The sequence below is a fragment of the Segatella copri genome (assembly GCF_026015465.1).
Lineage (GTDB): Bacteria > Bacteroidota > Bacteroidia > Bacteroidales > Bacteroidaceae > Prevotella > Prevotella copri_E.
In genome coordinates this window covers 376,088-401,783 of record NZ_JAPDUQ010000001.1, presented here as the reverse complement: position 1 = coordinate 401,783, position 25,696 = coordinate 376,088, and the positions used below count along the sequence as shown (strand labels likewise).

21 protein-coding genes and 3 tRNA genes are annotated in these 25,696 nt (G+C 42.7%); 4 read left to right on the top strand and 20 right to left on the bottom strand.

Translation table 11 applies throughout. From position 1 onward, the window contains the following. Nucleotides 1–5: 5 nt before the first annotated feature. From ONT08_RS01660 to ONT08_RS01605, 12 genes are all read right to left on the bottom strand, one after another. Nucleotides 6–1,025: an FAD:protein FMN transferase gene (locus ONT08_RS01660; protein WP_264958959.1), complete on the bottom strand. Its 1,020-nt coding sequence runs from the start codon at nt 1,023–1,025 to the stop codon at nt 6–8. A gap of 21 nt (nt 1,026–1,046) precedes the next feature. Further along, entirely contained in the window at nt 1,047–1,742 is a 696-nt protein-coding gene (locus tag ONT08_RS01655) for a DUF6048 family protein (protein ID WP_367379856.1), read from the bottom strand. Next, nucleotides 1,693–2,172, bottom strand: coding sequence for a DUF6452 family protein (locus tag ONT08_RS01650; RefSeq protein ID WP_117586691.1), 480 nt, complete (start codon nt 2,170–2,172; stop codon nt 1,693–1,695). The genes ONT08_RS01655 and ONT08_RS01650 overlap by 50 nt, the downstream gene beginning before the upstream one ends. After that, nucleotides 2,160–3,131, bottom strand: coding sequence for a glycosyltransferase family 2 protein (locus ONT08_RS01645; RefSeq protein ID WP_118200466.1), 972 nt, complete (start codon nt 3,129–3,131; stop codon nt 2,160–2,162). The genes ONT08_RS01650 and ONT08_RS01645 overlap by 13 nt, the downstream gene beginning before the upstream one ends. 22 nt (nt 3,132–3,153) lie before the next feature. Then, on the bottom strand, nt 3,154–3,777 hold the full coding sequence (locus ONT08_RS01640) for a DUF4199 domain-containing protein (RefSeq protein ID WP_264958956.1): 624 nt from the start codon (nt 3,775–3,777) through the stop codon (nt 3,154–3,156). A 208-nt stretch (nt 3,778–3,985) separates the two neighbouring features. Then, nucleotides 3,986–4,059 (bottom strand) — tRNA-Thr (locus ONT08_RS01635). A gap of 192 nt (nt 4,060–4,251) precedes the next feature. Continuing rightward, nucleotides 4,252–6,825 carry an endonuclease MutS2 gene (locus ONT08_RS01630; protein ID WP_118200467.1) on the bottom strand — a complete coding sequence of 858 codons (2,574 nt, stop codon included), beginning with the start codon at nt 6,823–6,825 and terminating at the stop codon, nt 4,252–4,254. A 106-nt stretch (nt 6,826–6,931) separates the two neighbouring features. After that, a complete protein-coding gene (locus tag ONT08_RS01625) occupies nt 6,932–7,612 on the bottom strand; it encodes a thiamine phosphate synthase (RefSeq protein ID WP_264958953.1) in 681 nt (226 codons plus the stop codon). Nucleotides 7,613–7,653: 41 nt separating this feature from the next. Further along, nucleotides 7,654–8,475: a bifunctional hydroxymethylpyrimidine kinase/phosphomethylpyrimidine kinase gene (gene thiD / locus ONT08_RS01620; RefSeq protein ID WP_264958951.1), complete on the bottom strand. Its 822-nt coding sequence runs from the start codon at nt 8,473–8,475 to the stop codon at nt 7,654–7,656. 8 nt (nt 8,476–8,483) lie between these two features. Next, on the bottom strand, nt 8,484–9,386 hold the full coding sequence (locus tag ONT08_RS01615) for a radical SAM/SPASM domain-containing protein (RefSeq protein ID WP_254969566.1): 903 nt from the start codon (nt 9,384–9,386) through the stop codon (nt 8,484–8,486). Between the two features lie 182 nt (nt 9,387–9,568). Next, nucleotides 9,569–9,653, bottom strand: a tRNA-Ser gene (locus ONT08_RS01610). Between the two features lie 332 nt (nt 9,654–9,985). Beyond that, on the bottom strand, nt 9,986–10,861 hold the full coding sequence (locus ONT08_RS01605; protein WP_117586701.1) for an FAD-dependent thymidylate synthase: 876 nt from the start codon (nt 10,859–10,861) through the stop codon (nt 9,986–9,988). Nucleotides 10,862–10,972: 111 nt separating this feature from the next. On the opposite strand from ONT08_RS01605, the gene tsaA reads away from it, so the two are divergent. Continuing rightward, nucleotides 10,973–11,653 (top strand): tRNA (N6-threonylcarbamoyladenosine(37)-N6)-methyltransferase TrmO, encoded by a 681-nt coding sequence (gene tsaA, locus ONT08_RS01600; protein ID WP_264958942.1) that lies wholly within the window; start codon nt 10,973–10,975, stop codon nt 11,651–11,653. A gap of 27 nt (nt 11,654–11,680) precedes the next feature. Here the strand turns inward: tsaA and ONT08_RS01595 are convergent, their stop codons facing one another. The 6 genes from ONT08_RS01595 to sppA form a co-directional block, all read right to left on the bottom strand. Beyond that, nucleotides 11,681–13,084, bottom strand: coding sequence for a glycoside hydrolase family 28 protein (locus ONT08_RS01595; RefSeq protein WP_264958939.1), 1,404 nt, complete (start codon nt 13,082–13,084; stop codon nt 11,681–11,683). A 134-nt stretch (nt 13,085–13,218) separates the two neighbouring features. Then, nucleotides 13,219–13,291, bottom strand: a tRNA-Phe gene (locus ONT08_RS01590). Nucleotides 13,292–13,402: 111 nt separating this feature from the next. Then, nucleotides 13,403–14,515: a thiamine-phosphate kinase gene (gene thiL / locus ONT08_RS01585; protein WP_040552461.1), complete on the bottom strand. Its 1,113-nt coding sequence runs from the start codon at nt 14,513–14,515 to the stop codon at nt 13,403–13,405. A 23-nt stretch (nt 14,516–14,538) separates the two neighbouring features. After that, nucleotides 14,539–15,348, bottom strand: coding sequence for a purine-nucleoside phosphorylase (locus ONT08_RS01580; protein ID WP_082231209.1), 810 nt, complete (start codon nt 15,346–15,348; stop codon nt 14,539–14,541). Continuing rightward, nucleotides 15,233–16,408, bottom strand: a complete 1,176-nt coding sequence (lpxK, locus tag ONT08_RS01575) for a tetraacyldisaccharide 4'-kinase (protein ID WP_117586681.1) — start codon at nt 16,406–16,408, stop codon at nt 15,233–15,235. The genes ONT08_RS01580 and lpxK overlap by 116 nt, the downstream gene beginning before the upstream one ends. Nucleotides 16,409–16,473: 65 nt before the next feature. Then, a complete protein-coding gene (gene sppA, locus ONT08_RS01570) occupies nt 16,474–18,258 on the bottom strand; it encodes a signal peptide peptidase SppA (protein ID WP_117586680.1) in 1,785 nt (594 codons plus the stop codon). 253 nt (nt 18,259–18,511) lie between these two features. On the opposite strand from sppA, the gene ONT08_RS01565 reads away from it, so the two are divergent. Beyond that, the gene (locus ONT08_RS01565; RefSeq protein ID WP_264958936.1) at nt 18,512–19,333 is read left to right on the top strand and encodes an alpha/beta hydrolase; all 822 of its coding nucleotides are present in this window, start codon (nt 18,512–18,514) and stop codon (nt 19,331–19,333) included. A 142-nt stretch (nt 19,334–19,475) separates the two neighbouring features. Here ONT08_RS01565 and ONT08_RS01560 read toward each other — a convergent pair whose 3' ends face one another. After that, the gene (locus tag ONT08_RS01560; RefSeq protein ID WP_119250497.1) at nt 19,476–20,393 is read right to left on the bottom strand and encodes an IS982 family transposase; all 918 of its coding nucleotides are present in this window, start codon (nt 20,391–20,393) and stop codon (nt 19,476–19,478) included. Between the two features lie 408 nt (nt 20,394–20,801). Further along, a complete protein-coding gene (locus tag ONT08_RS01555; RefSeq protein WP_264958934.1) occupies nt 20,802–22,229 on the bottom strand; it encodes an undecaprenyl-phosphate glucose phosphotransferase in 1,428 nt (475 codons plus the stop codon). Between the two features lie 332 nt (nt 22,230–22,561). Here ONT08_RS01555 and ONT08_RS01550 point away from each other — a divergent pair, with 332 nt between their 5' ends. Then, complete coding sequence (locus ONT08_RS01550; protein WP_264958933.1) at nt 22,562–23,848, top strand: IS1380 family transposase; 1,287 nt, start codon at nt 22,562–22,564, stop codon at nt 23,846–23,848. Between the two features lie 411 nt (nt 23,849–24,259). Continuing rightward, nucleotides 24,260–25,603, top strand: a complete 1,344-nt coding sequence (locus ONT08_RS01545) for a sugar phosphate nucleotidyltransferase (protein ID WP_117586678.1) — start codon at nt 24,260–24,262, stop codon at nt 25,601–25,603. Nucleotides 25,604–25,696 lie beyond the last annotated feature (93 nt).

Here is a 25,696-nt window from a genome sequence, read left to right as displayed (position 1 = left end):
TAAGTTTATTTATTTAATATCTTGTTTTTGAGAGATGGTGAATACCATATCTTGTTTTGTCCTTTCTCGTCAGCATAGATGAGATATGCACAGAGGTCCGGATGCTTTTTCAGAATCTGTTTTGCGCCCTCCATTCCCATTACCATAAACGAGGTAGCATAGGCATCGGCTGTGGCACAGTTCTTGGCTAAAACCGTTGCAGATAAGATGTTATGCTGTACAGGATAGCCTGTTTTGGGGTCTATGGTATGTGCATACTTCTTGCCGTTTTTATAATAGAAGTTTCTGTAGTTACCACTCGTAGCCATGGCTATGTCGGTAATATCAAGTACATCCTGAATTTCCTGACTCGTATTGGTAGAATCGTCAGTTGGCTTGTTGATACCAATATGCCAAGGCACTTGTTTCTCGCTAACACCGTTTACTACAATTTCTCCACCAATCTCAACCATAAAGTTGCTGATACCTTTCTTTTTCAGGAATCTGGCAACAATGTCGCTGCCATATCCTTTGGCGATAGCAGAACAGTCAAGCATGATCTTAGGATTTTGCTTGATGATGCGTCCCTTTTCCAAGGCTACTTTCTCATAACCAACCAGCGTTTTGATACTGTCTATCTTGGCTTTCGTAGGAGGTACCCCCTGCTTGAATCCAAAGCCCCAGAGGTTTACCATTGGGGCAACCGTGATATCAAAGGCTCCATTGGTTTCTTTTGAGATGCTTTCTGCCATGCGGAATACTTCGGTAAACATTTCGTCTACCTCAATATCTTTACCTTGGTTTACCTGTGTGATGACAGAGGTCTTATTGAAAGGAGACAAGGATTGGTCTACCTTCTTGAGTTCTGTTTCTATCTCTTGCTGGTAGTTGGTATCACTCTGATAGGTAATGTGATAGATGGTTCCAAAGATAAAGCCGGTATCTTTCTGATAGGGCGTATTATGCTGCTGACGTATGATAATGATGGTACCAATGATAAGTATCAACAGAAATGGAATTTGCCAGATAAGTTTCTTTTTTTTCATTCTTTACACATTATGAAGTCTTTAAATCTCTAGGGTTACATTGAATGTTCCGCCAAGGCGTGAACCTCCCTGCTTACCGTAGCCTGGCACATACCAGGTGTTGCCTAATTCTCCATCGTTCTTGAAGAGGCGGCGTTTGTATCTGAAACTCCAACCCATACGGACGGGACCCCAGATTTTGGCATCAATACCTATTACGCCTTCCAGCCAATGATAGTTGCAGGAAATGCCATTACCTCCATAGGACGTTTCGCCGCCCCATACTGGGTCTGTAACGGGTGGGGCGCTCAGATCATATTCATAATAGGTGCAGGCATAACGGAAACCGCCAAACAGACGGTAGTCGTCGTGTTTGTTCTTCAGAAGATTCCAGTCTACACCTAATCTGAAATAGGGAGCGCTGGTCTTGTAGGAGATTTGGGTTGCCTCATCGCTGGCATCTGCCTTTCCATAACCCAATTCGAAAACAGGATAATACTTGTCTTTCAGGTTGATACGGAGAGATGCTTCGAACTGCCCATAGTCGCTAACCATCAACTGTACGGGACCTATCAGGTCAACTCCCACAGCCATACCTCTAAAAAAAGGTATGGTATCAGGCTGCTGCTCTATGATCTTCTTCTTGCTTTGGGCCTGACAGGGGAGAACAGCAAATAGGGATAGCATACTAGTTGCGGCTGCCAAAATATATGTAGAAATGTGCTTTGTATGCATCATAATTTACCTCTTTTTGATTGATGACTATTGAGTCAATATAATTGTGAGTAGTCTTAACATCGGTTATCGTATGGAAGAACGATGGACTGCAGTCTACCGACTCAAAATGAGAGCGGTTTTCCTTTGATACAGTCACGGTGTCCTTGAATACTTGCTTCGATAGGGTATGTATCTCGAAAAACAATACGTCTTCATTCAGGCTGTAACTCATAGGCAGACTGAAACTGTCTACGTTTACATCCTTATTAATCAGCACACTATCTGTTCCTTCTATCTTTTTCGTAGAAATCGTTAGCGTGTCTTTTAGCGTTTTATTGTCGCCCATCAACTTGTATTTGGTATATACAGTATTGTTGAGTGGGCAGTCGAGAGATGTACATCCCATCATGGCTAGAACCATGAAAACAACGAAAGGTATTATTTTCCGCATCTTATTTCTTTTTCTATTTGATAATCGTTACGGTTTGGGTTCTGGCGGCTGATAAGGTCGCCCAGGAATCCGGCAAGGAACAACTGACTACCCAAAACCATCGCTACAAGAGCAATGAAAAAGTAAGGTGAATCGGTAATGAGATGTCCGTAGATGCCGTTGTGCAGATCGATGGCCTTGTCTATACCTAAGCCGATGAGCGATAGGAAGGCAATGAAGAATACGACGCTGCCCAGGAAGCCGAATACGTGCATTGGCTTTTTGCCAAAATTGCTCAGGAACCAGAGAGTCATCAGGTCAAGATAACCATTTACAAAGCGGTTCCAACCCATGAACTTTGATTTGCCGAACTTTCTTGCCTGATGATGAACAGGCTTTTCGCCTATCTTGGCAAAACCTGCATTCTTGGCTAGATATGGGATATAACGATGCATCTCACCATATACCTCGATATTCTTAACTACGTCGAGGCGATAAGCTTTCAGACCGCAGTTGAAGTCGTGCAGATTGTGTATGCCGCTTACTTTGCGTGCAGTAGCATTGAAGAGTTTGGTAGGGATGGTCTTGCTCAGAGGATCTCCTTCTTTACGGTTCTGCTTGTAACCTGACACGAGGTCGTATCCCTCTTTCATAATCATCTGGTAGAGTCCCGGAATCTCGTCTGGAGAATCCTGTAGATCGGCATCCATGGTGATGACAACATCGCCCTGCGCTTCTTTGAAACCACAGAAGAGTGCTGGGCTCTTTCCATAGTTTCTGCGGAATTTGATACCCTTCACTTGCTCGTTCTTCTCAGCAAGTTCTTCTATGACGTTCCATGAACGATCGGTAGAACCATCGTTCACAAAGATGACTTCATAAGTAAAATCGTTTGAGTCCATTACTCGCTTTATCCAGGCGAAGAGCTCTGGTAACGACTCTTCCTCATTGAAAAGAGGAATTATTACTGAAATATCCATTATCTATTTATCTGTTTGTTTCTTATTTATTGTTATTTGTATGCTGTTGTTTGTTCTTCTTTGCCATTACAGCAGCAATAATCGGACTGAGTACAGCACCTACTACCAGGTCGGTAATCATAAACATGGAAGCCCAGGCTATCGGTTTCATCATACTAACGGCGTCAAGAAGGGTTTTAGATTCCTCTGCAGTTAACTGATACGCTTGTGCTACAATCTGATAGTTGGTTTGCAGTTGGTTCATGAATAGACCCGTATCCATAAAACGGAACCAAAGATATTGCACAAGGGTAAGCAGAAGGGTTGCATTGAAGAATGTCTGGATGCAATAGTAGAATGCATGACGGAAAGAGATATGTCCGTCTCTTGCATAGTCACGGAATGCCTTCAGTCGCTTGGCCACAACAAATGGGGTTGCTATGATGAGAATGTTGGAAATGAATCCCAGCATCTGGTATTGCGGGTCTACTGCCAGCATGATACATACGAAACTGACAATCCAGACAGTTCCGAGGATGGCACCATCTTGCCGGGCAAATGCTTTGGTTTGTCTTATCTTGCCTGTGTCGATGATAATCGTTTTAACCTTATGCATTTGCTGGCTTGTTTTCTTTTCTTCCTGATTCTCGTTATTTTCTGTATTCATTTTTTTTTATTGTATTTCTACGGATGTAACATATCAATTTGCAAAAATACAACTTTTTTATTATATAAGGTGTAAAGGGTGGAAATATTTATATATAATTAAAGATAAATCCTCGTGAAATAGAGGTTTCAACTGTAATGTTATGAAATATAGAAGTAAAATGTATGTAAATAAAAAAAGGAACCTTCTAAAAGAAGATTCCTTTTTGAGCCTCTTGTCGGATTCGAACCAACGACCCCGAGATTACAAATCACGTGCTCTGGCCAACTGAGCTAAAGAGGCGGGTGGACAAGCGATTCATATCGCACCGCTACAACCAAGTACCCTTGCTATGTTCCCATCCTGGGGGATTCCGAGGGAGCTGGTCGTATGAGACTTGTCCGTCTCAATTTTTAAGCGGGTGCAAAGGTACGGTTTTTCTTTGAACCCGCCAAATGTTTTGCCGAAAAACTTCAGTTGTTTAACGTTTGTTTGCTAAAAATCAACTACCGTAATGCCTGATCCGCCAAATTGTACGTGTTCATCTGCATAATGGGTCACATTAGGCACACTACTCAGATATTGGCGAATGAGCTGTCTTAGAATGCCATTTCCCTTTCCGTGAAGGATTCTGACTCTTGGCATTCCTACCAGGATAGCATCATCGATGAAGTATTGTACCGCATTAAGTGCTTCATCGCCTCGCATTCCGCGAACGTCCAGATCCTGGTGAAAGTTGGATTTATGTGAGTCAATGGTCTTTCTGGTTTCCTTACTGATACCGTATGAAGCCAGATTTTCCTTGCGCTCTTCTGTCTTGTCTGCATTTTCAACAGGAGTTGTGGCATGCTCCAGACGGTTCAGGCGCATCTTGGTTCTCATTCCTCCAAATACGGCAGTTGCTGTATCTCCAGTAATGTTTTCTATCTTTCCGATTGTAGTCAGTCCCTTGATGCGCACCGTATCGCCAATCTGAATATCACGTTTACTATCTGCTTGAGTCTTGTTCTGTGCATTCCTCAGTGCTGCTGCAGCCTTTTCCTGATTCTCTTTCTTTTCAGCCTGGCGCTTGGCATGGCGCTCTTTGCGTTGTTGAATCTGGGCTATCTTGCGGGCAATTTTGTCATCGGTCTCCTTGGTATCAATTTCTTGAACCTCTTGCTTGAAGGTATCAAGTTCCTGACGGATACGGCGGGTTTCTTCTTTTTCAGCCTGGCTTTCTTTGATTTCCCGGATGGCGTTTTCGATTCTCTTGTTACTTTCTTTCAGAAGTTCTGCGGCTTCTTCTTTTGCCTTTTTGAGAATAGCCTTTCTGCTTCGCTCAATATCCTCTATGTCGTTTTCGTACTTGGAGATTGTTTTCTCCATGTCTTTTTCACGCTGATGGATATTCTGGCGTTTGTTTTCCCAATATCGCTTGTCACGAACTATATCCTGCAGATACTTGTCGCTTTGAATGTATTCAGAACCAACGATATCTGATGCTTCCTTGATTACTTCTTCGGGTAATCCTATCTTTCTTGCAATTTCGATGGCGAAAGAAGAACCTGGTCTGCCTATAGCTAATTGGAAGAGGGCTTTCATCTCATGGCGGTCGTAGAGCATGGCGCCGTTAACCACTCCTTCATGGCTGTCGGCAAAATGCTTCAGGTTCTGATAATGGGTGGTAATCACACCATAAGCTTGCTGCTTGCAGAACTTGTCGAGTACTGCTTCGGCGATAGCACCTCCGATTCCTGGCTCTGTACCTGTACCAAACTCATCTATCAGAATGATGGTCTCGCCATTGGCTGCCTTCATCATATTCTTCATGTTCAGAAGATGAGATGAGTAGGTACTCAAGTCATTCTCCAGACTCTGTTCGTCACCGATATCAATCATGATGTTTTGGAAAACACCTGTCTTTGAACGCTCACTTACAGGGATGCTCAAACCGCATTGCAGCATGTACTGTAATAATCCGACGGTTTTCAGACAGACAGATTTGCCGCCTGCATTTGGACCGGAGATGATAAGAATGCGTTTGTCCTGTGTAAGCATTATATCCAACGGAACTACTTTCTCGTTTTTTTTCTGTAGAGATAGCTGCAATAATGGGTGTATCGCACGGGTCCAATCTATGTGTGGGTGGCCTTCTACCTCGGGTTCTATGGCTTTGAAGATATCAGCCAGTTTTTGCTTGGCTTGTATCAGGTCAATTATGGCAAGGAAACGGTAACTGTCCAGAATTTCCTTGGAGTATGGGCGTACCTTGTTGGTAAAGTCGGTGAGGATGCGAATGATTTCCTTTCTCTCTTCACCCTCCAGTTCACGTACACGGTTGTTCGCCTCTACCACCTCGGTTGGTTCTATAAAGACAGTTTTACCTGTGGCACTCTCATCGTGTACGATACCTTTGATTTTACGCTTCAGAGTAGGGATGACGGGAATAACCAGTCTGCCATCACGCAGGGTAGGGGTAACATCTTTTTCTACGATGCCTTCACTTTGTGCCGAGCGCAATATACTATATAAGGTACGTGAGATGCTGCCCTCTGTCTTTGCCAGTTCTCTGCGAATCTGAAGAAGTTCAGGGGTTGCGTTATCTCTTATCTTGCCGAATTTGTCAAGTATCTGGTCGATGCGCTGAATCAGCTGTGGAAAAGTAACTACATCCTGTGAAAGGCGATGTAGGGCTGGGTAGGGATACTTTTTCTCTCTTTTCCATCCGTCTTCCGGCTCGTCATCGTCATCGCTGTGATTCAATATTTTCACCATATCTGCTATGGTAGACAGTGAACGTCGCAAGTCAAACAGCTCGTCCTCCTCCAGGTGACTGTTTTCTACACGGATACGGAGGATGCTCTCCCTTACATCATAGAAATATTGTAGGGGAAAGTCTTCTACTTCCTCCATCAGTCTGCGGAACTCACGCACCTGCATGAGCCATTCGTTAACTTGTTCTGCATCGCTGCTGAATGCCATCTTGTCTACCTGTTCCTTTCCGAGTGGAGAGAGGCATCTTTCGCGCAGCATCTTGCGGATTTCATTGAATCCTATCTTATTTTCAAAATTATCTGGATATATCATGGGTGCAAAGGTAGTGCAAATCGAAGACAATACAAAATAAAAAAGCATTTTTTTATTTTTATTGTTGAGATTCGGCCTGTCTTATTAGAAAGTAGTGTATTTCTCTCTACCAAATATTTGAACTGTTAAGCGTATTCTTGGCATTTCCGGGGGCAAGTTTCTGCTTAATTACGGCAAGATATTCCGTCCATTTTGCATCAGTTCTTCTGTTCCAGACGTCGCCTAAAAAAGCAGCTCCGCCAAAGTTCCATGCTCTCAATTGTGGAATATATTCAGGGGTGACACCTCCCAATGCAACTACTCGCTCATTGATGATTCCATTGATGCCTGCTTCCTCTAAGTCTTTGTTAGAGAAGGAATGTTTGTAGCCTTTCTTTGAAATGCTGTCAAAGATTGGACTGAGGAAAACATAATGGCAGGCAGGTTTGAGAATCGCGCTCTTTTCGTCTTTGCTCTTGGGTGATATAGGCTGGAGAGCTTGTTCTACTTCCTTAAAACTATGGCAGGATTGTGAGATGCTTCCTTGAAAGCCTTCTGGAATCTCGTGGTTTCTGCTGTTAAGATGAATACCATGAAGATGAAATTCCTGACAAAGTTCGAAGTGATCGTGTACTACGATCTTTTTATGCCATTTCTTGTCGATTTCCTGTATCAGTCGCTTACATTCCTCTATATTTGATTCTGGTTTGCGCAGATGTAGCAGGTCTATACCTGCTTTAAAGAGTTGGTTGATATAGGTTGGTTCATTCTCTATAAAATCGGGCAGAGTGATTACTATCCATTTCATATTCGTTGTGACTTTATTTATTTATATAAAGGTGTTGGCTGTTATTTGATAAACAGTGCCTTGGGTTCATAGAAATGATTCACCGGACCATGACCTTTTCCTATCTGTACATCTTTTCCTGCCAGAATTGCGCCTGAAAGATAGGTCTTTGCCATGGTGATAGCTGTATTCATATCCATTTCTCTTGCCAGATAAGAAGTGATGGCTGAGGATAGGGTACAACCTGTACCATGGGTATTGCGTGTGTTTACGCTAATGCCTCGATAACTGGTAATAGGTTTTCCGTCTTCGAAGAGGTAATCAATCTTTTCTGCTCCCTGGAAATGGCCGCCTTTGATGAGTACATATTTACAGCCTAACTTACTGATGGCTAAAGCTGCGTTCTGGATGTCTTCCTTATTCTGTATCTTCATACCTGCCAGTATCTCTGCTTCCGGGATGTTAGGTGTTAGCAGGGTAGCTAGTGGTAATAACTCCTGTATGAAAATGCTGAGAGCGTCCTCCTGCATGAGTCTGCAACCACTGGTGGAAACCATCACGGGGTCAATGATGAGATGCTGATATTCTCCTTGGTATCTCTTCAGGGTTTCTGCGATTGCTTGGATGGTGGCACGGTTGTTAACCATACCTACTTTGATGGCATCTGGGTGGATGTCGTTCATCACAGCTTCTATCTGGCCCTTTACTATTTCGGGGTTGATGTCTTGGATGGCATAAACTCCCAGGGTGTTCTGTACGGTAATGGCTGTAATGGCCGATGCGGCATATACGCCTAGTGCTGACATTGTCTTGATGTCGGCTTGTACGCCGGCTCCTCCGCAACTGTCTGAGCCAGCTATTGTCATTGCTGTATAATATTTCATAATTCCTATTAACTTCTTGCTTTTCCTCTAAAACTGTTTCTTACCAGGGCTGATTCACAGGTCTCACAGAGATGTTCTGTGGCTTGATGGTGCTTGAAACCTTCTATCATGGCTTGGGCACGGGGTGAAGCCAGAATTTCTTCCAGCGATTGTTCAAGCAGGTTCCCAAGTGCAACATCTCCGTTGTGGTCCAAACAGCAGGGTACCAATGTTCCGTCTGCCAATACGCCTATCTGTTTGAGTAGGGCTTTACAGAAAACTTCTCTTTTTTCTTCTCTGATACCTGACTTCTGATTTTCTTTTATCATTTTCTTTTCTTCGATATGGTTATCAAAGTTGGGCCATTCGAATTTCCTGTCAAACTCCAGATAGAGATTATTGGCAAGTCTGTAACCGTCAGGTCGTTCTTTCCAGGGTTTGGGAACAAATTTTTCGATGTGCTCCATTACTTCTTCATTTTCCCGGTCTTTTCCTCCTTGGTTCCAAAGTCTGAGAACTATGCAGGTTCCTTTCTCTGCTGCTTGGGTTGAAAAAGTCATCACCTCGTTCATGTAACTGGCAAGCTCTCCCTTGGCATTACTCTCGTGTGAGTGGAGCGAGAGCTGTATTTTGTGGGGAAGTGTGTCAAGGAGATCCATAGCTTTGGGTAGCAGAGTGCCGTTGGATGTAAGTACGGTTTTGAAACCTTTCTCTCTTGCCATATTGATAAACTCGGGTAGAAGAGGGTGTAGTAGGGGTTCGCCCATAATGTGGAAATATAGGAAACAGACCTTCCCGCGTATCTTGTCGGTGAGCAGGTCGAATTCCTCAGCACTCAACTGTCTTTTCTTCCTTGTATGTTTTGGACAGAAGTGGCAGTTGAGATTACATGTATTAGTGATTTCTATGTAACAGCGATCTATCATTGTCATGTCTTTTCTTGCATATAGCTTACTTTTTAGCAAAGTTACATGTTTTCTTTGATATGACCAAATAATATAGCATAATTTTGCATTTGAAGTCTTCTTGCCATGGATAGTGAATGAATATGAAGGAAATATACAAATACGGAAATAAAAAAAAGCCTTCTGAAAGAAATTTCAGAAGGCTCTTGCGGAGAGAGAGGGATTCGAACCCCCGGTACCTCTCGGTACGACGGTTTTCAAGACCGTTGTAATCGACCACTCTACCATCTCTCCATTGTTTTAGTCTGGATGACTATAGCTTGGTTTTCTTAAGCGGTTGCAAAGGTACTACTAATTTCTGGTTCCACCAAATTTTTTGCCAACTTTTTTTGTTTTTCTTCAAAAAAATGCGTTTTGGGGGCTAATAAGTGGCAAAATCGGCAAAAAATAGAGAGGTAAGGCTGAAAAAGACAATAAAAAAGGGCTACCGCCGTAGCCCCAATCTTGATAACCTTAAATCTAATACTATGAAAAACACACTGCAAAAATACAAAATATATCTATTCGTTATGTCAAAAGAATAGAAAATCTGTATTTTGAAAGGGTGCTTTAATATTTTTTAAACCTTATAGGTAACCTTTCTGCTTAAACTCTTCCATCAGTGGCAAGGCTAAAATCTTGGCATCAGGATGTGGCGCACCGGTAGTACCTAATGCGCGAAGGTCGAAGAAATGTTTCCAGTCACTCACGAAAGCGGTATGAACCAGTTCTGTGTTGCAGTCCAATGGTAGGATGGCTCGTGCTTCCTGTGGTTTGCAACCTGCCTCTATCAGTTTCATGTAGGCATATTCGGCAGCCTGATTGGCGAATATCCAAGTTGTGAGTTTACTCCATTCTGCAGTTCTTCCTTCTGCAATGTCAGCACACATATCTTCTATTCGGTAGTCGCTGGGATCTTGTGAACCATCGAAGCCTTCTGCTTCTACCCATGTAGGCAGGTTGATGGTAATCTCGTTATCAAACTTATTCTTCGAATAGTTGCAGTATCGGGTACTCTGCTCTGCCATAGAGTTGGCACGATGACGGTTATATTCTCGGGTTATGGAAATCTGAGTAGTAAAATGAACGGTAATACGGAGTTCGTGCTTACCTTCTTCATAGTTGCTGAGGTATTTCAAATCATCCATCGCCTTGTTTTCTGCCAATACTCGGAGATTGGTTGTAATATAGTCTTTGCCGTCTAAAGTGTTCAGACGTGAGAACTTGTTGTGGGTATAAAGCGGCAACTCTCCATGTTTGCATACCAGATACACGGTTCCATGTTCCAGCATGGCAAAGTGTTCACTCTGCACCATCCGATCCACGAAAGGTTTGGCAGAATTCACAGTGGTATTATTCTCACTTTTATAGCATACTCTTCCTGCTCGTTCTATCTGCTGGTAGATACCGAGCTCACCTGGTTTCTGTAACCAGATTTCATACGATGGTCTTTGTATTTTCATTTCTTTTTGTTTTTTGTTCTGTCTGCAAAGGTACATTATTTTGTGCATACGGCAAAATAATTCATGGCTTTTTTCGTCTTATATATAATTAAGGTGTAATAATTAGTAAATATGGAGATAAAACCAATAGCATATTTTCGTTCTCCCTTCAGTAGCAAGTTTGGCATACCCAAACAGGCTGGATTGGTAGCAGAACTGGAAGGACAGATTGTTTTTGAACCCGAATTTCGTAACTCTGATGCGCTGCGTGGCATGGAGGGCTTTGATTATCTTTGGCTGATTTGGGAATTTTCTGCCAATAGGCACAAAGCGCACAGTCCGGTTGTGCGTCCTCCTGTGTTGGGAGGCAATGAGAAAGTGGGTGTCTTTGCTACTCGAAGTCCTTTCCGTCCCAATAATATAGGTCTTTCATCGGTAAAAATCTCTCATATCGAATGGGAGACTCCTCATGGTCCTGTCATTCATGTTAAGGGAGCTGATCTTATGGACAAGACGCCGATATTTGACATCAAGCCGTATGTGGTGTATGCCGATTCTCATCCTGGGGCAAGGAGCGGTTTTGTTGATGACCGTAAATGGCAGAAACTTGATGTAGAGATTTCTGAAGATGTAGACAGGCATCTGCGTCTGCAGGGATTGAATGCAGAAAAGATTGAAATATTGAAAGAGGTACTTGCCCAAGATCCCCGTCCGCATTACCAGAAAGACCCTCATAAGGTCTATGGAATGCCTTATGAGGGTCTTGATATTCATTTCACGGTTTGCGATCATACGCTTACTATTGTCAAGTAGACTTCTTGAATATGTTGAGTAGAAAATTTACTTTGCGAAACTTTCAAAACGTACGTTTTCCAACTGAATCTTGCAGGTTGCATCAATATTCTTGGCTTCCTTGGTGTAAAAGATATTGGAGTTCTTGATGGTGATATCGTGTACCATACCTTCTGCACCATGTGCTTCAATACCTGTTTTGCAACCTCGTACGTAGATGTTGCTCATGTGGATATCCTGAAAGTTTGGCAGGAATTCCTGCTTTACGGGAGTTGTCTGCTTCTGGGCACCTACGTGGTTGTCAAAATAAGTGGTCTCAAAGGTGATGGCTGCATCCTTGATATCGGTCATGTAGATATGGTCGATATAGATGTTCTCTGATGTTCCACCTCTCTTCACTGCACTTTTAAAGCGTAAACCGGTATCTGTTCCCTGGAAAGTATTGTTGCGAACAATAATACTCTTCATGCCGCCAGAGAACTCGCTGCCGATAACAAAACCTCCATGGGCATGGTATACGGTGTTGTCCTGGATATTGATGTTTTCACAAGGACCTGCTGCCACACCTGCTGCGCCTGCGCCACCCTTCATGCAGATACCATCATCACCTGCATCAATCACATTGTTTACGATGAGTACATCCTTACAGCTTGAGATGTCAATCGCATCACCGTTCTGGGCATTCCAAGGACATTTTACGGTGATTCCGTCGATAGTCACATTCTTGCATCGGGTAGGGATGATATGGAATTTAGGACTATTCAGAAGTGTAACACCCTGTACGAGCACATTCTCGCAACTGGTGAATCTGATCATGTGTGTTCGGGTTTTCTCCTGTTCGTCCATATTCTCAGCCACATTAGGTTCGTGCTTCAGGTTGAAAGGATACCAGATGTTACCCTTCTCATTCAGTGTTCCGCCCATAGCCTGGAATTCTTTCCATTCTACGTCACTAACCTTACTGCGCTTTACCGGTCTCCACCATTCTCCGTTTCCGTCAATGGTGCCCTCGCCTGTGATGGAGATATTTTTTCTCTTGCTGGCATTGATGGCTGGAGTAGCACGGCTTTCTTTTTTACCTGTGGTCTTGTCTATCTTGAAATGGTCGTTCTTGTCTTCAGAAAGAACGATGATGGCATTTTTTTCCAGATGCAGGTCAATATTGTCCTTCAGTGAGATGAGACCGGTGAGGTAGATACCTGCAGGCACATTAAGATGACCGCCGCCCATCTTGTTCAGTTTGCTGATGGCTTTGGCAAATGCCTGGGTATTCATGGTGAGTCCGTCACCATTACCGCCACATTCTAAGATACTGACATGATTGTCTGGGATGCTAGGCAATGTTGGTTGCTGCATCTGAACTGGTAAGTTCTGATAATACTTACTGTAATCTTTAGCATTGGCTGTCACAAATGAGAAACAGACCAATAAAGCTATTAAAATCTTCTTCATAAGCTTTTTAAGTTTAGTTTGTTTAATAAATTCTATACTTTGTCTTGTTTGTAATATCTGTTACCTTAAGGTGTGGATATAAAAAAAAGACGGCCCTAACCACAGTTAGTAACCGCCTTTTATGAAAGGAGGAGTGGTACCACCAGGAATCGAACCGGGGACACAAGGATTTTCAGTCCTTTGCTCTACCAACTGAGCTATGGCACCATCTTGCTTTTTGCGGTTGCAAAGGTACAATAAATATTTTAATTGAGCAAGAGAAAACGAAATATTTTCTCTTGCTTAATGTTTATTAACTAAATATCCCCTTGCTTGAAATTAATCTTTCAGCGGATTCCAACCTTGTGCTTTCAGTTCAAATTCCTGTCCGTCTCTGGTAATGAGGAACTTGCCCAGATTTTCTTTGGTGATGTAGCCAATCTGCCTTACACCCTCCATAGTCTCAATCTTCTCGTGGTCACCGATAGGTACGGTAAAGAGAAGTTCATAATCTTCGCCACCATTCATAGCACAGGTGGTAAGGTTCATATTGAATTCTTCTGCCTGCACGGCTGTCTGGTAGTCGATAGGTATGTTCTTCTCATATACTCTGCATCCGCAATGACTCTGTTCGCAGATATGCATCAATTCACTGCTCAGACCATCGCTCACATCCATCATGGCGGTAGGACGGATACCTGCCTCACGCAGTTGTGCTATCACATCTCCGCGTGCCTCAGGCTGCAGTTGTCTTTCCAAGAGATATTCCTTGCCGGCGAAATCTGGCTGGAAGTTGCGCATATTCTCTAAGTCTCTGTTCAGAAGAGCCAGTTTCTCGTTATCACCATTTGCTTTAGCCTCAGCCATCTTCTTTCGGATATCTTCTATCTGTCCGTAGTATACTGCCTTTTCGCGTTCCAGCAGTTGAAGTCCCATATAGGCACCGCCCAAGTCGCCCGACACACAGATCAGGTCTGTTTCCTTGGCTCCGTTGCGATATACGATTTCTTCTTTTGCTGCTTCTCCGATACAAGTAATACTGATGGCTAAACCGGTGAGAGAAGAGGTAGTATCACCTCCCACGATATCTACTCCCCATTTGTCGCATGCCATTCGAAGACCCTTATAGAATTCATCAATGTCTTCTACTTTGAATCGTTTACTCAATGCTATGCTTACTACCATCTGACGTGGGGTTCCGTTCATAGCAAAGATATCACTGATGTTTACCATTGCACTCTTGTAACCCAAGTGAACCATGTCAATATAGGTAAGGTCGAAATGTACGCCCTCCATCAGCATATCTGTAGTCATGAGCACCTCCTTGTCTGGATAATGCATCACGGCACAATCGTCGCCTACACCATAAACTGTAGACTCGTTTTTCTTTTCATAACCTTTGGTGAGATGGTTTATAAGACCGAATTCACCTAACTTTGAGATATCCAAAATAAATAATAGTTTATAATTTATACTTAAGATCTGCGGATGATTTCTCGCATAATCTCTGTCATCTTAGGCTGTGCGGCATTGGCTGCAATCTGCACTTCCTCATGACTGACTTCTACAGGTACATCGAAACCGCCAAGATCGGTGATGATGCTGATGCCGAAAACCTTGATTCCACAATGGCGGGCAACAATCACTTCAGGTACAGTACTCATACCTACAGCGTCACCACCCAATACACGATACATGCGATACTCTGCCGGTGTCTCGAAGGTAGGTCCCTGAACGCCAACATATACGCCATGCTTTGCATCAATTCCCTTCTCCTTAGCGATATCGTCGGCAAGGTCGCGGAGTTTCTTGTCGTATGCTTCGTGCATATCCGGGAAACGTGGACCGGTAGGGAAGTTCTTTCCGCGCAATGGATGTTCTGGGAAGAAGTTGATGTGATCATCGATAATCATCAGGTCTCCAATCTGGAATTCCGGATTCATACCGCCCGAAGCGTTGCTTACAAAGAGGGTTTCAATGCCCAACTCGTACATCACACGTTCTGGGAAGGTTACAGCCTTCATGTCATATCCTTCATAGTAATGGAATCTTCCTTCCATAGCCATGATATCTTTACCTCCTAACTTACCGAAAATCAGTTTGCCTGCATGACCTTGAACGGTAGATACTGGGAAGTTTGGTATTTCACTATATGGAAATTCATAACTGTCAGTTATTTCTGAAGCTAATTGTCCGAGACCGGTTCCCAGTATGATTGCTGTCTTCGGACTTGTTGTCATCCTTTCTTTTAGCCAGGATGCTGTTTCTTGAATTTTTTCGTACATAGCTAATGATTTTGTCGTTAAAATTATCTTCTTGTTCCAGCATGAAACTTACCTTGATAGGCAGTTCGTATATGCTTTTCTTAACTATTTCATAGAGTCCCTCTGTCTCTTTTAGTCTCACGGCATCTTTCTCTGTCGTGATAATCAGACGGGGTTCTTGCATCTGTTCAAACGCCTCGTTGATGCGTGTGATGTCTTTATTCTTGAAGCGATGGTGATCACCGAAACTCAGCGACTGCATACTCTTGACCATTGGCTTCAGGTCGTGTTCCATCTGCTTAGGCGATGCGATACCAGTAACCAGCAGAGCATGGTAGTTTTTCAACTCCTCCTTCGCTATCTGCTGGTCTTCGAAAACTCCCTTTGGCGTATCATAGTTGATGCAGGTGAAGTAGAGCTTCTGGAAAGGATAAAGGTCCATAGCCTTGGTGAGTACTCGAAATTCCATTGGCTTCAGGTCCTTTGGACATTTAGTGATAATCACAATGTCTGCACGGTTCTTACCGCTTAGAGGTTCTCTCAGTCTTCCTGCTGGCAACATCTTGTCATAGATGATCAGACGGTGGTAATCTACCAGCAGAATGTTGATACCTGGCTTCACATAGCGATGCTGAAAGGCATCATCCAGTAATACTACATCTACATCCTTGGTCGGTTCTTCATTCTGCAACTTTTCGATTCCTCTCACACGCTTAGCGTCTACGGCTACATAGATATCGTCAAACTTGCTGTGCATCTGGAAGGGTTCATCGCCAATCTCTGACATTGTCGTATCTTTATCTGCCAGCACATAGCCACTGGTCTTTCTTTTGTAACCACGTGATAGCACAGCTATCTTAACCTTGTCGTGCAACAAGCGTATCAGATACTCCACATGGGGAGTCTTGCCCGATCCGCCCACCGTGATGTTACCCACAGAAATGATCGGGATTGAGAATGACTGACTCTTTTTCAGTCCGATATCGAAGAGCCAATTGCGAAATCTGACCATGCCGCCATAAATCCAACTCAGTGGTAGCAGCCAGTCGTTGATCTTGATAAGATCGCCTTCTGTTCTCATGTCTGTTTCCTTTCTCTTAATTCGGTATGTCTATATATTAATGTACGCATACCTTATTATAAATGTTATTGTATGTTCAGTACGTAAGGAAGTGCAGCCTGTATAGGCTCTTTCTCCTTCATATTGCGTATCATGATGAATGGCTGGTAGAGATCACCCAATGCCAGACGCAACTGTTCGTCGAGATATGTTCCCTTGTTTCCGCCCGCCATATCCAGCAACTGTTCCATCCATCCAGCCAATGCCGGATATTCTACCGCCTGATAACTGCTGAGATGAGCCAATTCTGCAGCCTTGTCGATGGCGTCGCTCAAGCCGCCGAATCCATCAATTAACTTGATCTTCTTGGCGTCTGTACCCAGCCATACTCTTCCTTGAGCAATCTTCTCAACCTGTTCGGTACTCATTTTTCTGCCCTCAGCCACACGATTGCGGAAGAGGCTATATCCACGGTTTACATAGTTTTGCATGCTGGCAATCTCTTCTGCACTCCATGGGCGTGACATGCCTGCAGAGGCATAGGTACTGTTGCGGTTGGTCTTCACTTCATCATACTTGAAGCCTAACTTCTTTGTCATCAGGTCACTGAAATCTGGCAGGGCTCCAAAGATACCGATGCTGCCGGTCAATGTTGTAGGTTGTGCCATGATATATTGGGCACCCATACTCATATAATAAGCACCCGATGCTGCCATACCACCCATCGAAACCACTACCGGCTTCTTTTTATTTAATTCTTTAACTGCTCTCCAGATCTGTTCCGAAGCATAGGCATCGCCACCGCCCGAATTGATACGCAGAACTACGGCCTTTACCTGACTGTTATCTGCAAGTTCCTGAAGGTCCTTGATGACCTTTGTACTTACTATCTGTTGCTCAGAATCATAGATGCTAGGAGTCTCCATCCTGACAATGGACCCCTGACAGTAGTATACGGCAATCTCTTCGCCCATCAGATTCGAGTCGTCTATAGTCATATCTACGTCGTTATAGTCAACCTGATTGATGGTATCGTCTGCCTTCAGTCCTAACTGTTTCTTCACCACGTCTCTTATTTCATCATAATAGCAGAATCCATCTACCATCTTTCGAGATTTCAGGAGTTTGGTATCATCAAACACCATCAGCCCGTCAGCATAGCGGTTCAGTGAATCCTTGCTGATGTTTCTGCTTTTGCTCACATCTCCCAACATCTGTAGCCAGAGTCCACTAATATAGCGTGAAACCTGCTCTCTGTTGGCATCCGACATTTTGTCTTCGGTGTATGTTTCAGTATAGCTTTTGTATTTGCCTACCTTCACTACCGTAAAGTGAACGCCAAACTTGGCTGCTACATCTTTGATATATTGTGGCTGCGATGCAATACCATGCCAGTCCACATTGCCTTCTGGGTTTACATATACCTTGTTGGCAACCGAAGCCAGATAATATCCACCCTGTGAGAGAGCATCACCATATGCGATAATCCATTTGCCGCTCTTCTTGAAATCGGCAAGTGCATTTCTTATTTCCTGCAAAGTGGCATAATCTGTCTCCAAAATACCTGTTTCCAGATAGATGCCCTTCACTTTATCCTCATTTTTTGCCTTGCGGATAGAAGAGAGAATCCTGTTCATGCCTATGTTGTTAAACTGCTCGCCTGTCAGTTCGCCGAGCCAGTTGTCTTCAGTACGGTCTTCAATCTGTCCTTGTAGTTTCATCACCATCACCGCATTGTCTTTCAGTGCCGGTTTACTGTTGCTCGATGCCACCATTCCGATGATACAGATGAATCCCAGGATGGTCATGATCAGCCCGAAGGCAAACAGTCCTACGATAGTGGCTGCCACGTTCTTGAAAAAATCCTTCATTATTCTATGTCAATATTTTATAAGTGAGACTTCTAAATAAATGCCAGCGGCAGAAGAGAGATGTTTTCTCCGATTGCCGTTTACAGCAATTTTTCTGCAAATATAGCAAAAAAGAACCAATAATCAAAGCGATTGGAACAAAAACACCAAAAAAAGAAGAAAAAATAACATAGGGTTAACGAAAAAATGCCTATCTTTGCATTATCTTAGCAAAACAGAATAAAGATATAAACAACATAACAAAAAAAGAAAAATGAAAAAGACCATGATTTCTTTTCTTCTGATGCTGACAGCAATATCAGCATCAGCGCAATCCACAGCTCGCAAGTTCGTATTTAAGAACAGCAGCGATGGCCAGAGTGAACTTACCTGTTATCTTCCTAAGAATCCTTCAGGAAGAGCTGTAGTAGATTGTCCTGGAGGTGGGTATTCCCATCTTGCGATGGATCATGAGGGGCATCAGTGGGCCGAGTATTTCAATAAACAGGGTATCGCCTTCTTTGTTCTGAAGTACAGAATGCCTTATGGAAATCGTAATATTCCGTTGAGTGATGCTTATCAGGCGATGCGTACCGTACGTGATAGTTCTGCCGTATGGAGAATAAATAAGGAAGATGTTGGTATCATGGGCTTTTCTGCCGGTGGACATTTAGCTTCTTCCGTCAGTACTCATGCTGAGGCGGCTGTGCGACCTGATTTCTCGATTCTTTTCTATCCGGTGATTTCAATGGATGAGCGTATCTCTCATAAGGGATCATGTGTGAATTTCTTGGGTGAAGAGCGTAATACCAATAAGAAACTGGTAGAAGAGTGGTCTAACGACAAGGCTGTTCGTCCTAATCTTACCCCTCGTGCCATCATACTGATGTCTTTTGATGATAAGGTTGTTCCTCCTGTAACCAATGGCGTAGCCTATTATTCTGCCATGAGCAAGGCGGGCAACGAGTGTACCATGCATATCTATCCGACTGCCGGACATGGATGGGGATTCCGCGATGCCGCCCATGGTTTCCCATATCACGACCAAATGCTGAATGACCTTACCTGTTGGCTCAACAGGCTTCCGTCTAAGTAATCTAAGTAATACCTCAGTTCGGGATAACGAACTCTATCTAAAGGCTTTATAATGTTTTTATATAAGGGATACAGAGGCTTGGCAACCATCTATATATCTTGGATGGTTGCTGAGACAAAATCCTCCTGTAAAATATGCAATGTTAGAAAAGACTAAGCTGTTTCGTATCTTCGATAACGTATCCAGTAAGTGCCTTGGGCTTGTTGTCAAAGAAACAGTATGCCCCTAATGCAGAAATAATATTTATGATGAAATTCGCAACAGACCTGTGACGTGAATGTACTATCTGAGCCGTATTTTTCAACAGGTCATTAATCGTTTCAATGATGTATCTTTTGCGTAGCATCATCTTGTCATAGAACGGCATTAGTTTGTTCTTCATGTTCACTCTCAGTCCTGTTACCAACTGGATGCCTTCCTCAAAAAGCGAATCGAAGAGTTTTTGCGAGATATAGCCTTTGTCAGCAAACAGCTTGCCATACAGACGTTTAGCCAACACATCGAATACCGCTGGATCTTTGTCGCTGACGTTTGCACCAGTGAGAACAAAAGCAATTATCTCACCTCTATCATTACAAGCCAGATGTAGCTTGAACCCATGACACCATCCCATTGTTCCCTTTCCGTCTGTGGCAATGCCTTTGAACACTTTGTTGGCATAACGCCTGAGATTGTGGCATATTGGTATCATGGTTGAATCAACAAAGGTTATACCTGTACATCTGCCAAAAGCACGGAGATTCAGGAAGAACATGAGAGGGAAGAATACGCGACTTTCAAGTTCTACAAAACGGTTATAAGACACCGCATTTGGAAAATATGACTTCAAAGTTCCTCTAATAAAGAATAGGTAATAATGCTTGAAGTTTCGGAACGAGCCGAAATGGAAATACAGCAAAATCGTCATGATTTCACTATCAGATAAAGAGGCTTTACGTCGTCTGCGCTTTACTCCATCTTCACCCAAAAGCAATTTTCCTGCATTTTCAGCATCAAAAACTTTGTAAAATTCATCAATAATACAAAATAATTCTGTAACTTTGTCCTTGGTAATCTCCATAATGATATCTTTTTATGTTTGTAACTAATTGGATTTCAACTACAAAGATACAAAAAATATCGGAGATTACCAACTTTTTTAGGCACTATTTCTTATCCCGAACTGAGGTAAGTAATAAGTAAAGAGAATACCTAAAAAGAGGGTGTGTCATAAGTTAATGATACACCCTCTTCTTGTTGTTGAAAGAGCTAGTATATGTTGCTGGAAGAGCTAGGTTATGTTGTTGGAAAAGCTAGGATATGTTGTTGGAAGAGCTAGTATATCTAGTATATGTTGTTGAAAGAGCTAGTATATGTTGTTGGGACAGTTAGTATCTCCGGTCGCACAACAGCTGATGTGCATGCGGTGACCAACTGTTGTGCGCCAATTATTTTCCAAGCTTATGGAACATCCTCTTTTTCTAGACTCCTAATAAGCATTCTTGTCAGGGCAGATAATGCTCTTGGCTGTCATGAAGATAATCTTGATATCAAGCCAGAACGACCAGTTCTCTATATACCAGATATCACGGCGGATACGTTCCTCCATCTGCCAGAGCTCCTTGGTCTCACCACGGAACCCGGTAACCTGAGCCCAACCTGTGATACCAGGCTTGGAGAAGTGGCGAACCATATACTTATCTATCAGGCTTCCATACACCTCTGTATGATGCAGCATGTGAGGGCGCGGACCCACAATACTCATGTCTCCCTTAAGAACATTGAAGAATTGAGGAAACTCATCTATGTTCGTCTTTCTCATAAAGTTGCCGAAAGCAAATTTACGTGGGTCGTTCTTTGTTGCCTGTGCCTTGTCTGCATCCTTGTTCACATGCATGGAACGGAATTTAAGACAGTAGAAGGTATCACCATTCAGACCCGTTCTTGCCTGTTTGAAGAAAATTGGACCAGGACTCTGAATCTTGATGATGAGAGCTATGAATGGAATGAATGGTAGAACGCACAAACATACAAGCCCGCTCACCACGATGTCGAAGCTACGCTTGATAATGCGGTTTGACGTGCTTGTTAGGGGTTCTATGCGGTTTGAATATACCGTCCTTCCCATGAAATTCTGGGCATCAAGATGCAATTTGTACTCACCAAACACACGTGGCAGGTAGTAGAAGTGTATCACATTCTTATCACAGAAGTGTATGATATTGATGATCTCAGGATCTTTATGCGACAGGCAGCAGAAAACCTCGTCAATATTGGAAGGTTCACCATTGATGGTATCATTCATGGTAGAAGAGATAATCTCTTTGAGCTGTTTCATGTTTCCTATTCTTTTCAACCCTTCCGGATTATCAGTGATGTCTTCATCTGCATAATATCCTTTTACGATATAACCTGCCGAGGGATCTTCTGTCATCGTCTTGTACATCTCGCTCACGGCAGGATCGTTACCTACAAAGATGACGGTGCGTGAGTTGAGGCCCTTAGAACGGAAATACTTTAGTAATTTGAGCTCGCAGAGTCGGCTTATGATGAGAGACAGATAGAATGTTATGCCGAAGATAATGCTGAAGGAGAACATCTTTTCCCCGTGACCGAGTAGTCTTGAGAAGGTAAAGAAACAGAATGTTGTTGCTGCAGACAGATATAAAGTACGCCTTGTAACCTGCAGGAACCCGATCTTTCTGACATGAATGATGGTGGAATAGAAGTATTCGCCTAGGAACAAGGCTGCATTGGCAACAAAAAAGGTAATCTTTGTTGCTTTGTCGAAATACGCGGGTATGAGTTCTTGACCATATTGGGTATAGAACAACAGTACGATGTTGAGAATAACGAAATCGGCACCTATCACCAGTCTCCTTATCATTTCATTTCCTTTATAATGCTTGTTCGTCATTTGCTTATGTTTATTATGCTCCTAATTATTTATATATCTTTTTAAGTTATTTGAGGTATGCTTAAACTGATATTTGGTCGCAAAGGTAATAATAATTGTTGAAAATCGGAAATAAATCAGCAAAAAAATATCGAAATAAACCAACTTGAACCAACTTGAACCAGCTTTTCTTGTTTTTTATCTGTTTAAATGATATTCTAATTTCCGCAACACTATAATTTAATATTTTTTATAAGCACCTGAGCAACAAAAAGTTGCTCAGGATTTTGCCATGTCAGAAATTTCACTTATCTTAGTGTTGCAAAATAAAAACAAACAAAATTCTGAATGACATGGCAAAAGTACAAATAAAATCTGAGAAACTCACTCCTTTTGGAGGAATTTTTTCTATTATGGAGCAATTTGATTCTCTTTTAGCTCAAACAATAGATTCTACCTTGGGATTGAGATGCACATTGTTTGGTTATCAATATAGCGAGATTCTACGTTCTCTGATGTGCGTATATCTTTGTGGTGGCTCATGTATTGAGGATGTTACAACTCACCTGATGAAACATTTATCTCTTCATCCAACTCTTCGCACTTGCAGCGCAGACACCATATTACGTGCTATCGAAGAACTGACCTTTAAGAGCATCACCTATAAGTCTGCTTCTGGCAAATCCTATGATTTCAATACTGCAGACAAGATGAACTGCTTACTGGTCAATGCCCTGCTTGCTACTGGTCAATTGAAATCCGGTCAAGAGTATGATTTTGACTTTGACCATCAGTTCATTGAAACAGAGAAGTATGATGCAAAACCAACCTACAAGAAGTTCTTGGGCTATAGTCCAGGTGTAGCTGTCATTAACGACATGATTGTTGGTATTGAAAATAGAGACGGCAACACAAACGTGCGCTTCAACCAAAAAGAAACTTTGGAAAGAATCTTCAAGCGATTGGAGGCTTCGGAAATATATATTTCTCGTGCCCGCATGGATTGCGGCTCATGTTCGGAGGAAATCGTAGATATGGTAGAGGCTCATTGCAGGTATTTTTATATTCGTGCCAACAGATGCTCTTCTTTCTACGATTCCATGTTTGCCTTAACTGGATGGAAAACTGTTGAAATCAACGGTATTGAGTTTGAGTTGAATTCTATCCTTGTTGAGAAATGGAAAGGAAAACCGTATCGTCTTGTCATACAGAGACAAAGGCGAATAGATGGAGACCTTGACATTTGGGAAGGCGAATATACCTACAGATGTATACTGACTAACGATTACAAGTCGAGTGCAAGAGACATCGTGGAATTCTACAATCTTCGTGGTGGCAAGGAACGCATCTTCGATGACATGAACAATGACTTTGGCTGGAATCGATTGCCAAAATCGTTCATGGCACAGAATACTGTATTCCTGCTTATGACAGCTCTCATCAGAAACTTCTACAAAGCTATTATGCAGAGATTGAAAACCCATGAATTTGGATTGCGTGCCACCAGCAGAATCAAGACCTTTGTTTTCAAGTTCATCTCTGTTCCTGCGAAATGGATTAAGACATCACGTAGGCATGTATTGAACATTTACTCAGACAACAATGCTTATGCCAACCTGTTCAAGACAGACTTTGGTTAAAGACCATGCTTTTCTGGTTAAACCAGCGTATTACCTCAAGTCGCTTTATGGGGTAAGGGGATTTTGTGTCTGCGACATTTCTGTTATGCAAGAAATATGTACAATAAAATGAATTTTGTCGTTTTACAAGCAAAATCCCACTAAACCCTATAGGTTGCGGATTTGAGGGATATTTTTTCTTCCTTTTTACTTTCTTGCGCATATCTAGATATTTTTATATGAATAGGTAGTTTTTTTAGAAATTGCTTGGTGGTCTCAAAAGAAAAACGTACTTTTGCAGCCGGATTATCACGGATGATTCTTCTTTGAGACCTGTTGGTACTGGGGGTAAACTCCTGATGTGATGCTGTCTCTCATTGTTAATTTGTGAAATCTTAAGTATGAACAATAAACGATTTAAATAGTAATAATATGCAATTAATTTTATTATCGGGTGGCTCGGGTAAAAGGCTATGGCCACTTAGCAATAATGCTAGAAGCAAACAGTTCTTGCCATTGCTCGAAAAGGAGAACGGGGAGATGGAAAGTATGGTTCAGCGCGTGGTACGTCAAGCTCAGGAAGCAAATCTGACCAACGATATTACGCTTGCTACAAACGCCAGTCAGCTGGATATCATCCAGAACCAGCTGGGAGAGCGGGTTTCTGTGGTTACCGAACCGGAGAGGCGTGATACTTTCCCTGCTATCGCTTTAGCTGCAAGTTATCTGAAACTGAAGAAGAAATGTGAGGATGACGAGGTTGTGGTTATTATGCCTTGTGATCCTTATACCGAGTTGGAATATTTCCATACTATAGCCCGTATGGTGGAATGTGTGGAGAAAAACGTCGCCGACCTCGTGCTGATGGGTATCAAACCTACTTATCCAAGTGCAAAATATGGTTATGTGGTTCCTTTTGCTGAAGGAGAGAAGTATCAGATAGTGAAGAGATTTACCGAGAAACCGGATGTGCCTACAGCAGAGAAACTCCTGGAGGAGGGTGCTTACTGGAATGGTGGTGTCTTCGCTTTCCGTTTGGGCTATATGATGCAGATTGTACGTAAGTATATGCAGAGTGAGAACTTTGAAGATACTCGTGCAAGATATAGCGAATTTCCAAAAATCTCTTTCGACTACGAGGTGGCGGAGAAGGCTGAATCGGTAGCGGTAGTACCGTTTAATGGTGAATGGAAGGACCTGGGTACCTGGAATACACTCACTGATGAGCTGCACCATGCCAGTATCGGTAATGCGGTGATGGGAAGTCATTGCGAGAATACGCATGTCATCAACGAACTCCAGTTGCCTCTGTATGTGGATGGCTTGAAGGATGCTGTTGTTGCAGCGAGTCCTGATGGCATCTTCGTCTGTGCAAAGAAATATTCCGAGGACATCAAGAAGGCGGTAGAACATCTTACTCCGCGTCCGATGTATGAGGAAAGAAGGTGGGGTACTTATCGGGTGATTGACGATTCTGAGTATGCTGACGGCAATCATTCGCTCACCAAGAGTATTACCTTGAAGCCAGGTAAGAATATCAGTTATCAGCTTCATCACCATCGCTCAGAGGTGTGGACATTCGTAGAAGGTGATGGCATCTTTGTACTTGATGGTGAGGAGAAACATGTGAAGGCTGGTGATACCGTGGTGATTCCTCTGGAGCATTATCATGCCATCAAGGCGATTACACAGCTGACTTTCATCGAAGTTCAGAATGGTAATCCACTGGTTGAGGAGGATATTGAAAGATTCGATTATCAATGGAAAATGAAATAAAACACAAGCTTTTGTGATATAATGTCAGTATTTAAACGTGTCAAAGTGTCAGTATGGATGCTTTGGCACGTTTTTCGTATACTGGCGGGGTGA

Excerpts from the sequence above, each read along its gene's own strand:
- ONT08_RS01660 (WP_264958959.1), bottom strand. The coding sequence starts at position 1,025 with ATGAAAAAAAAGAAACTTATCTGGCAAATTCCATTTCTGTTGATACTT.
- ONT08_RS01655 (WP_367379856.1), bottom strand. The coding sequence starts at position 1,742 with ATGATGCATACAAAGCACATTTCTACATATATTTTGGCAGCCGCAACT.
- ONT08_RS01650 (WP_117586691.1), bottom strand. The coding sequence starts at position 2,172 with ATGCGGAAAATAATACCTTTCGTTGTTTTCATGGTTCTAGCCATGATG.
- ONT08_RS01645 (WP_118200466.1), bottom strand. The coding sequence starts at position 3,131 with ATGGATATTTCAGTAATAATTCCTCTTTTCAATGAGGAAGAGTCGTTA.
- ONT08_RS01640 (WP_264958956.1), bottom strand. The coding sequence starts at position 3,777 with ATGAATACAGAAAATAACGAGAATCAGGAAGAAAAGAAAACAAGCCAG.
- ONT08_RS01630 (WP_118200467.1), bottom strand. The coding sequence starts at position 6,825 with ATGATATATCCAGATAATTTTGAAAATAAGATAGGATTCAATGAAATC.
- ONT08_RS01625 (WP_264958953.1), bottom strand. The coding sequence starts at position 7,612 with ATGAAATGGATAGTAATCACTCTGCCCGATTTTATAGAGAATGAACCA.
- thiD (WP_264958951.1), bottom strand. The coding sequence starts at position 8,475 with ATGAAATATTATACAGCAATGACAATAGCTGGCTCAGACAGTTGCGGA.
- ONT08_RS01615 (WP_254969566.1), bottom strand. The coding sequence starts at position 9,386 with ATGACAATGATAGATCGCTGTTACATAGAAATCACTAATACATGTAAT.
- ONT08_RS01605 (WP_117586701.1), bottom strand. The coding sequence starts at position 10,861 with ATGAAAATACAAAGACCATCGTATGAAATCTGGTTACAGAAACCAGGT.
- tsaA (WP_264958942.1), top strand. The coding sequence starts at position 10,973 with ATGGAGATAAAACCAATAGCATATTTTCGTTCTCCCTTCAGTAGCAAG.
- ONT08_RS01595 (WP_264958939.1), bottom strand. The coding sequence starts at position 13,084 with ATGAAGAAGATTTTAATAGCTTTATTGGTCTGTTTCTCATTTGTGACA.
- ONT08_RS01580 (WP_082231209.1), bottom strand. The coding sequence starts at position 15,348 with ATGTACGAAAAAATTCAAGAAACAGCATCCTGGCTAAAAGAAAGGATG.
- lpxK (WP_117586681.1), bottom strand. The coding sequence starts at position 16,408 with ATGAGAACAGAAGGCGATCTTATCAAGATCAACGACTGGCTGCTACCA.
- sppA (WP_117586680.1), bottom strand. The coding sequence starts at position 18,258 with ATGAAGGATTTTTTCAAGAACGTGGCAGCCACTATCGTAGGACTGTTT.
- ONT08_RS01565 (WP_264958936.1), top strand. The coding sequence starts at position 18,512 with ATGAAAAAGACCATGATTTCTTTTCTTCTGATGCTGACAGCAATATCA.
- ONT08_RS01560 (WP_119250497.1), bottom strand. The coding sequence starts at position 20,393 with ATGGAGATTACCAAGGACAAAGTTACAGAATTATTTTGTATTATTGAT.
- ONT08_RS01555 (WP_264958934.1), bottom strand. The coding sequence starts at position 22,229 with ATGACGAACAAGCATTATAAAGGAAATGAAATGATAAGGAGACTGGTG.
- ONT08_RS01550 (WP_264958933.1), top strand. The coding sequence starts at position 22,562 with ATGGCAAAAGTACAAATAAAATCTGAGAAACTCACTCCTTTTGGAGGA.
- ONT08_RS01545 (WP_117586678.1), top strand. The coding sequence starts at position 24,260 with ATGCAATTAATTTTATTATCGGGTGGCTCGGGTAAAAGGCTATGGCCA.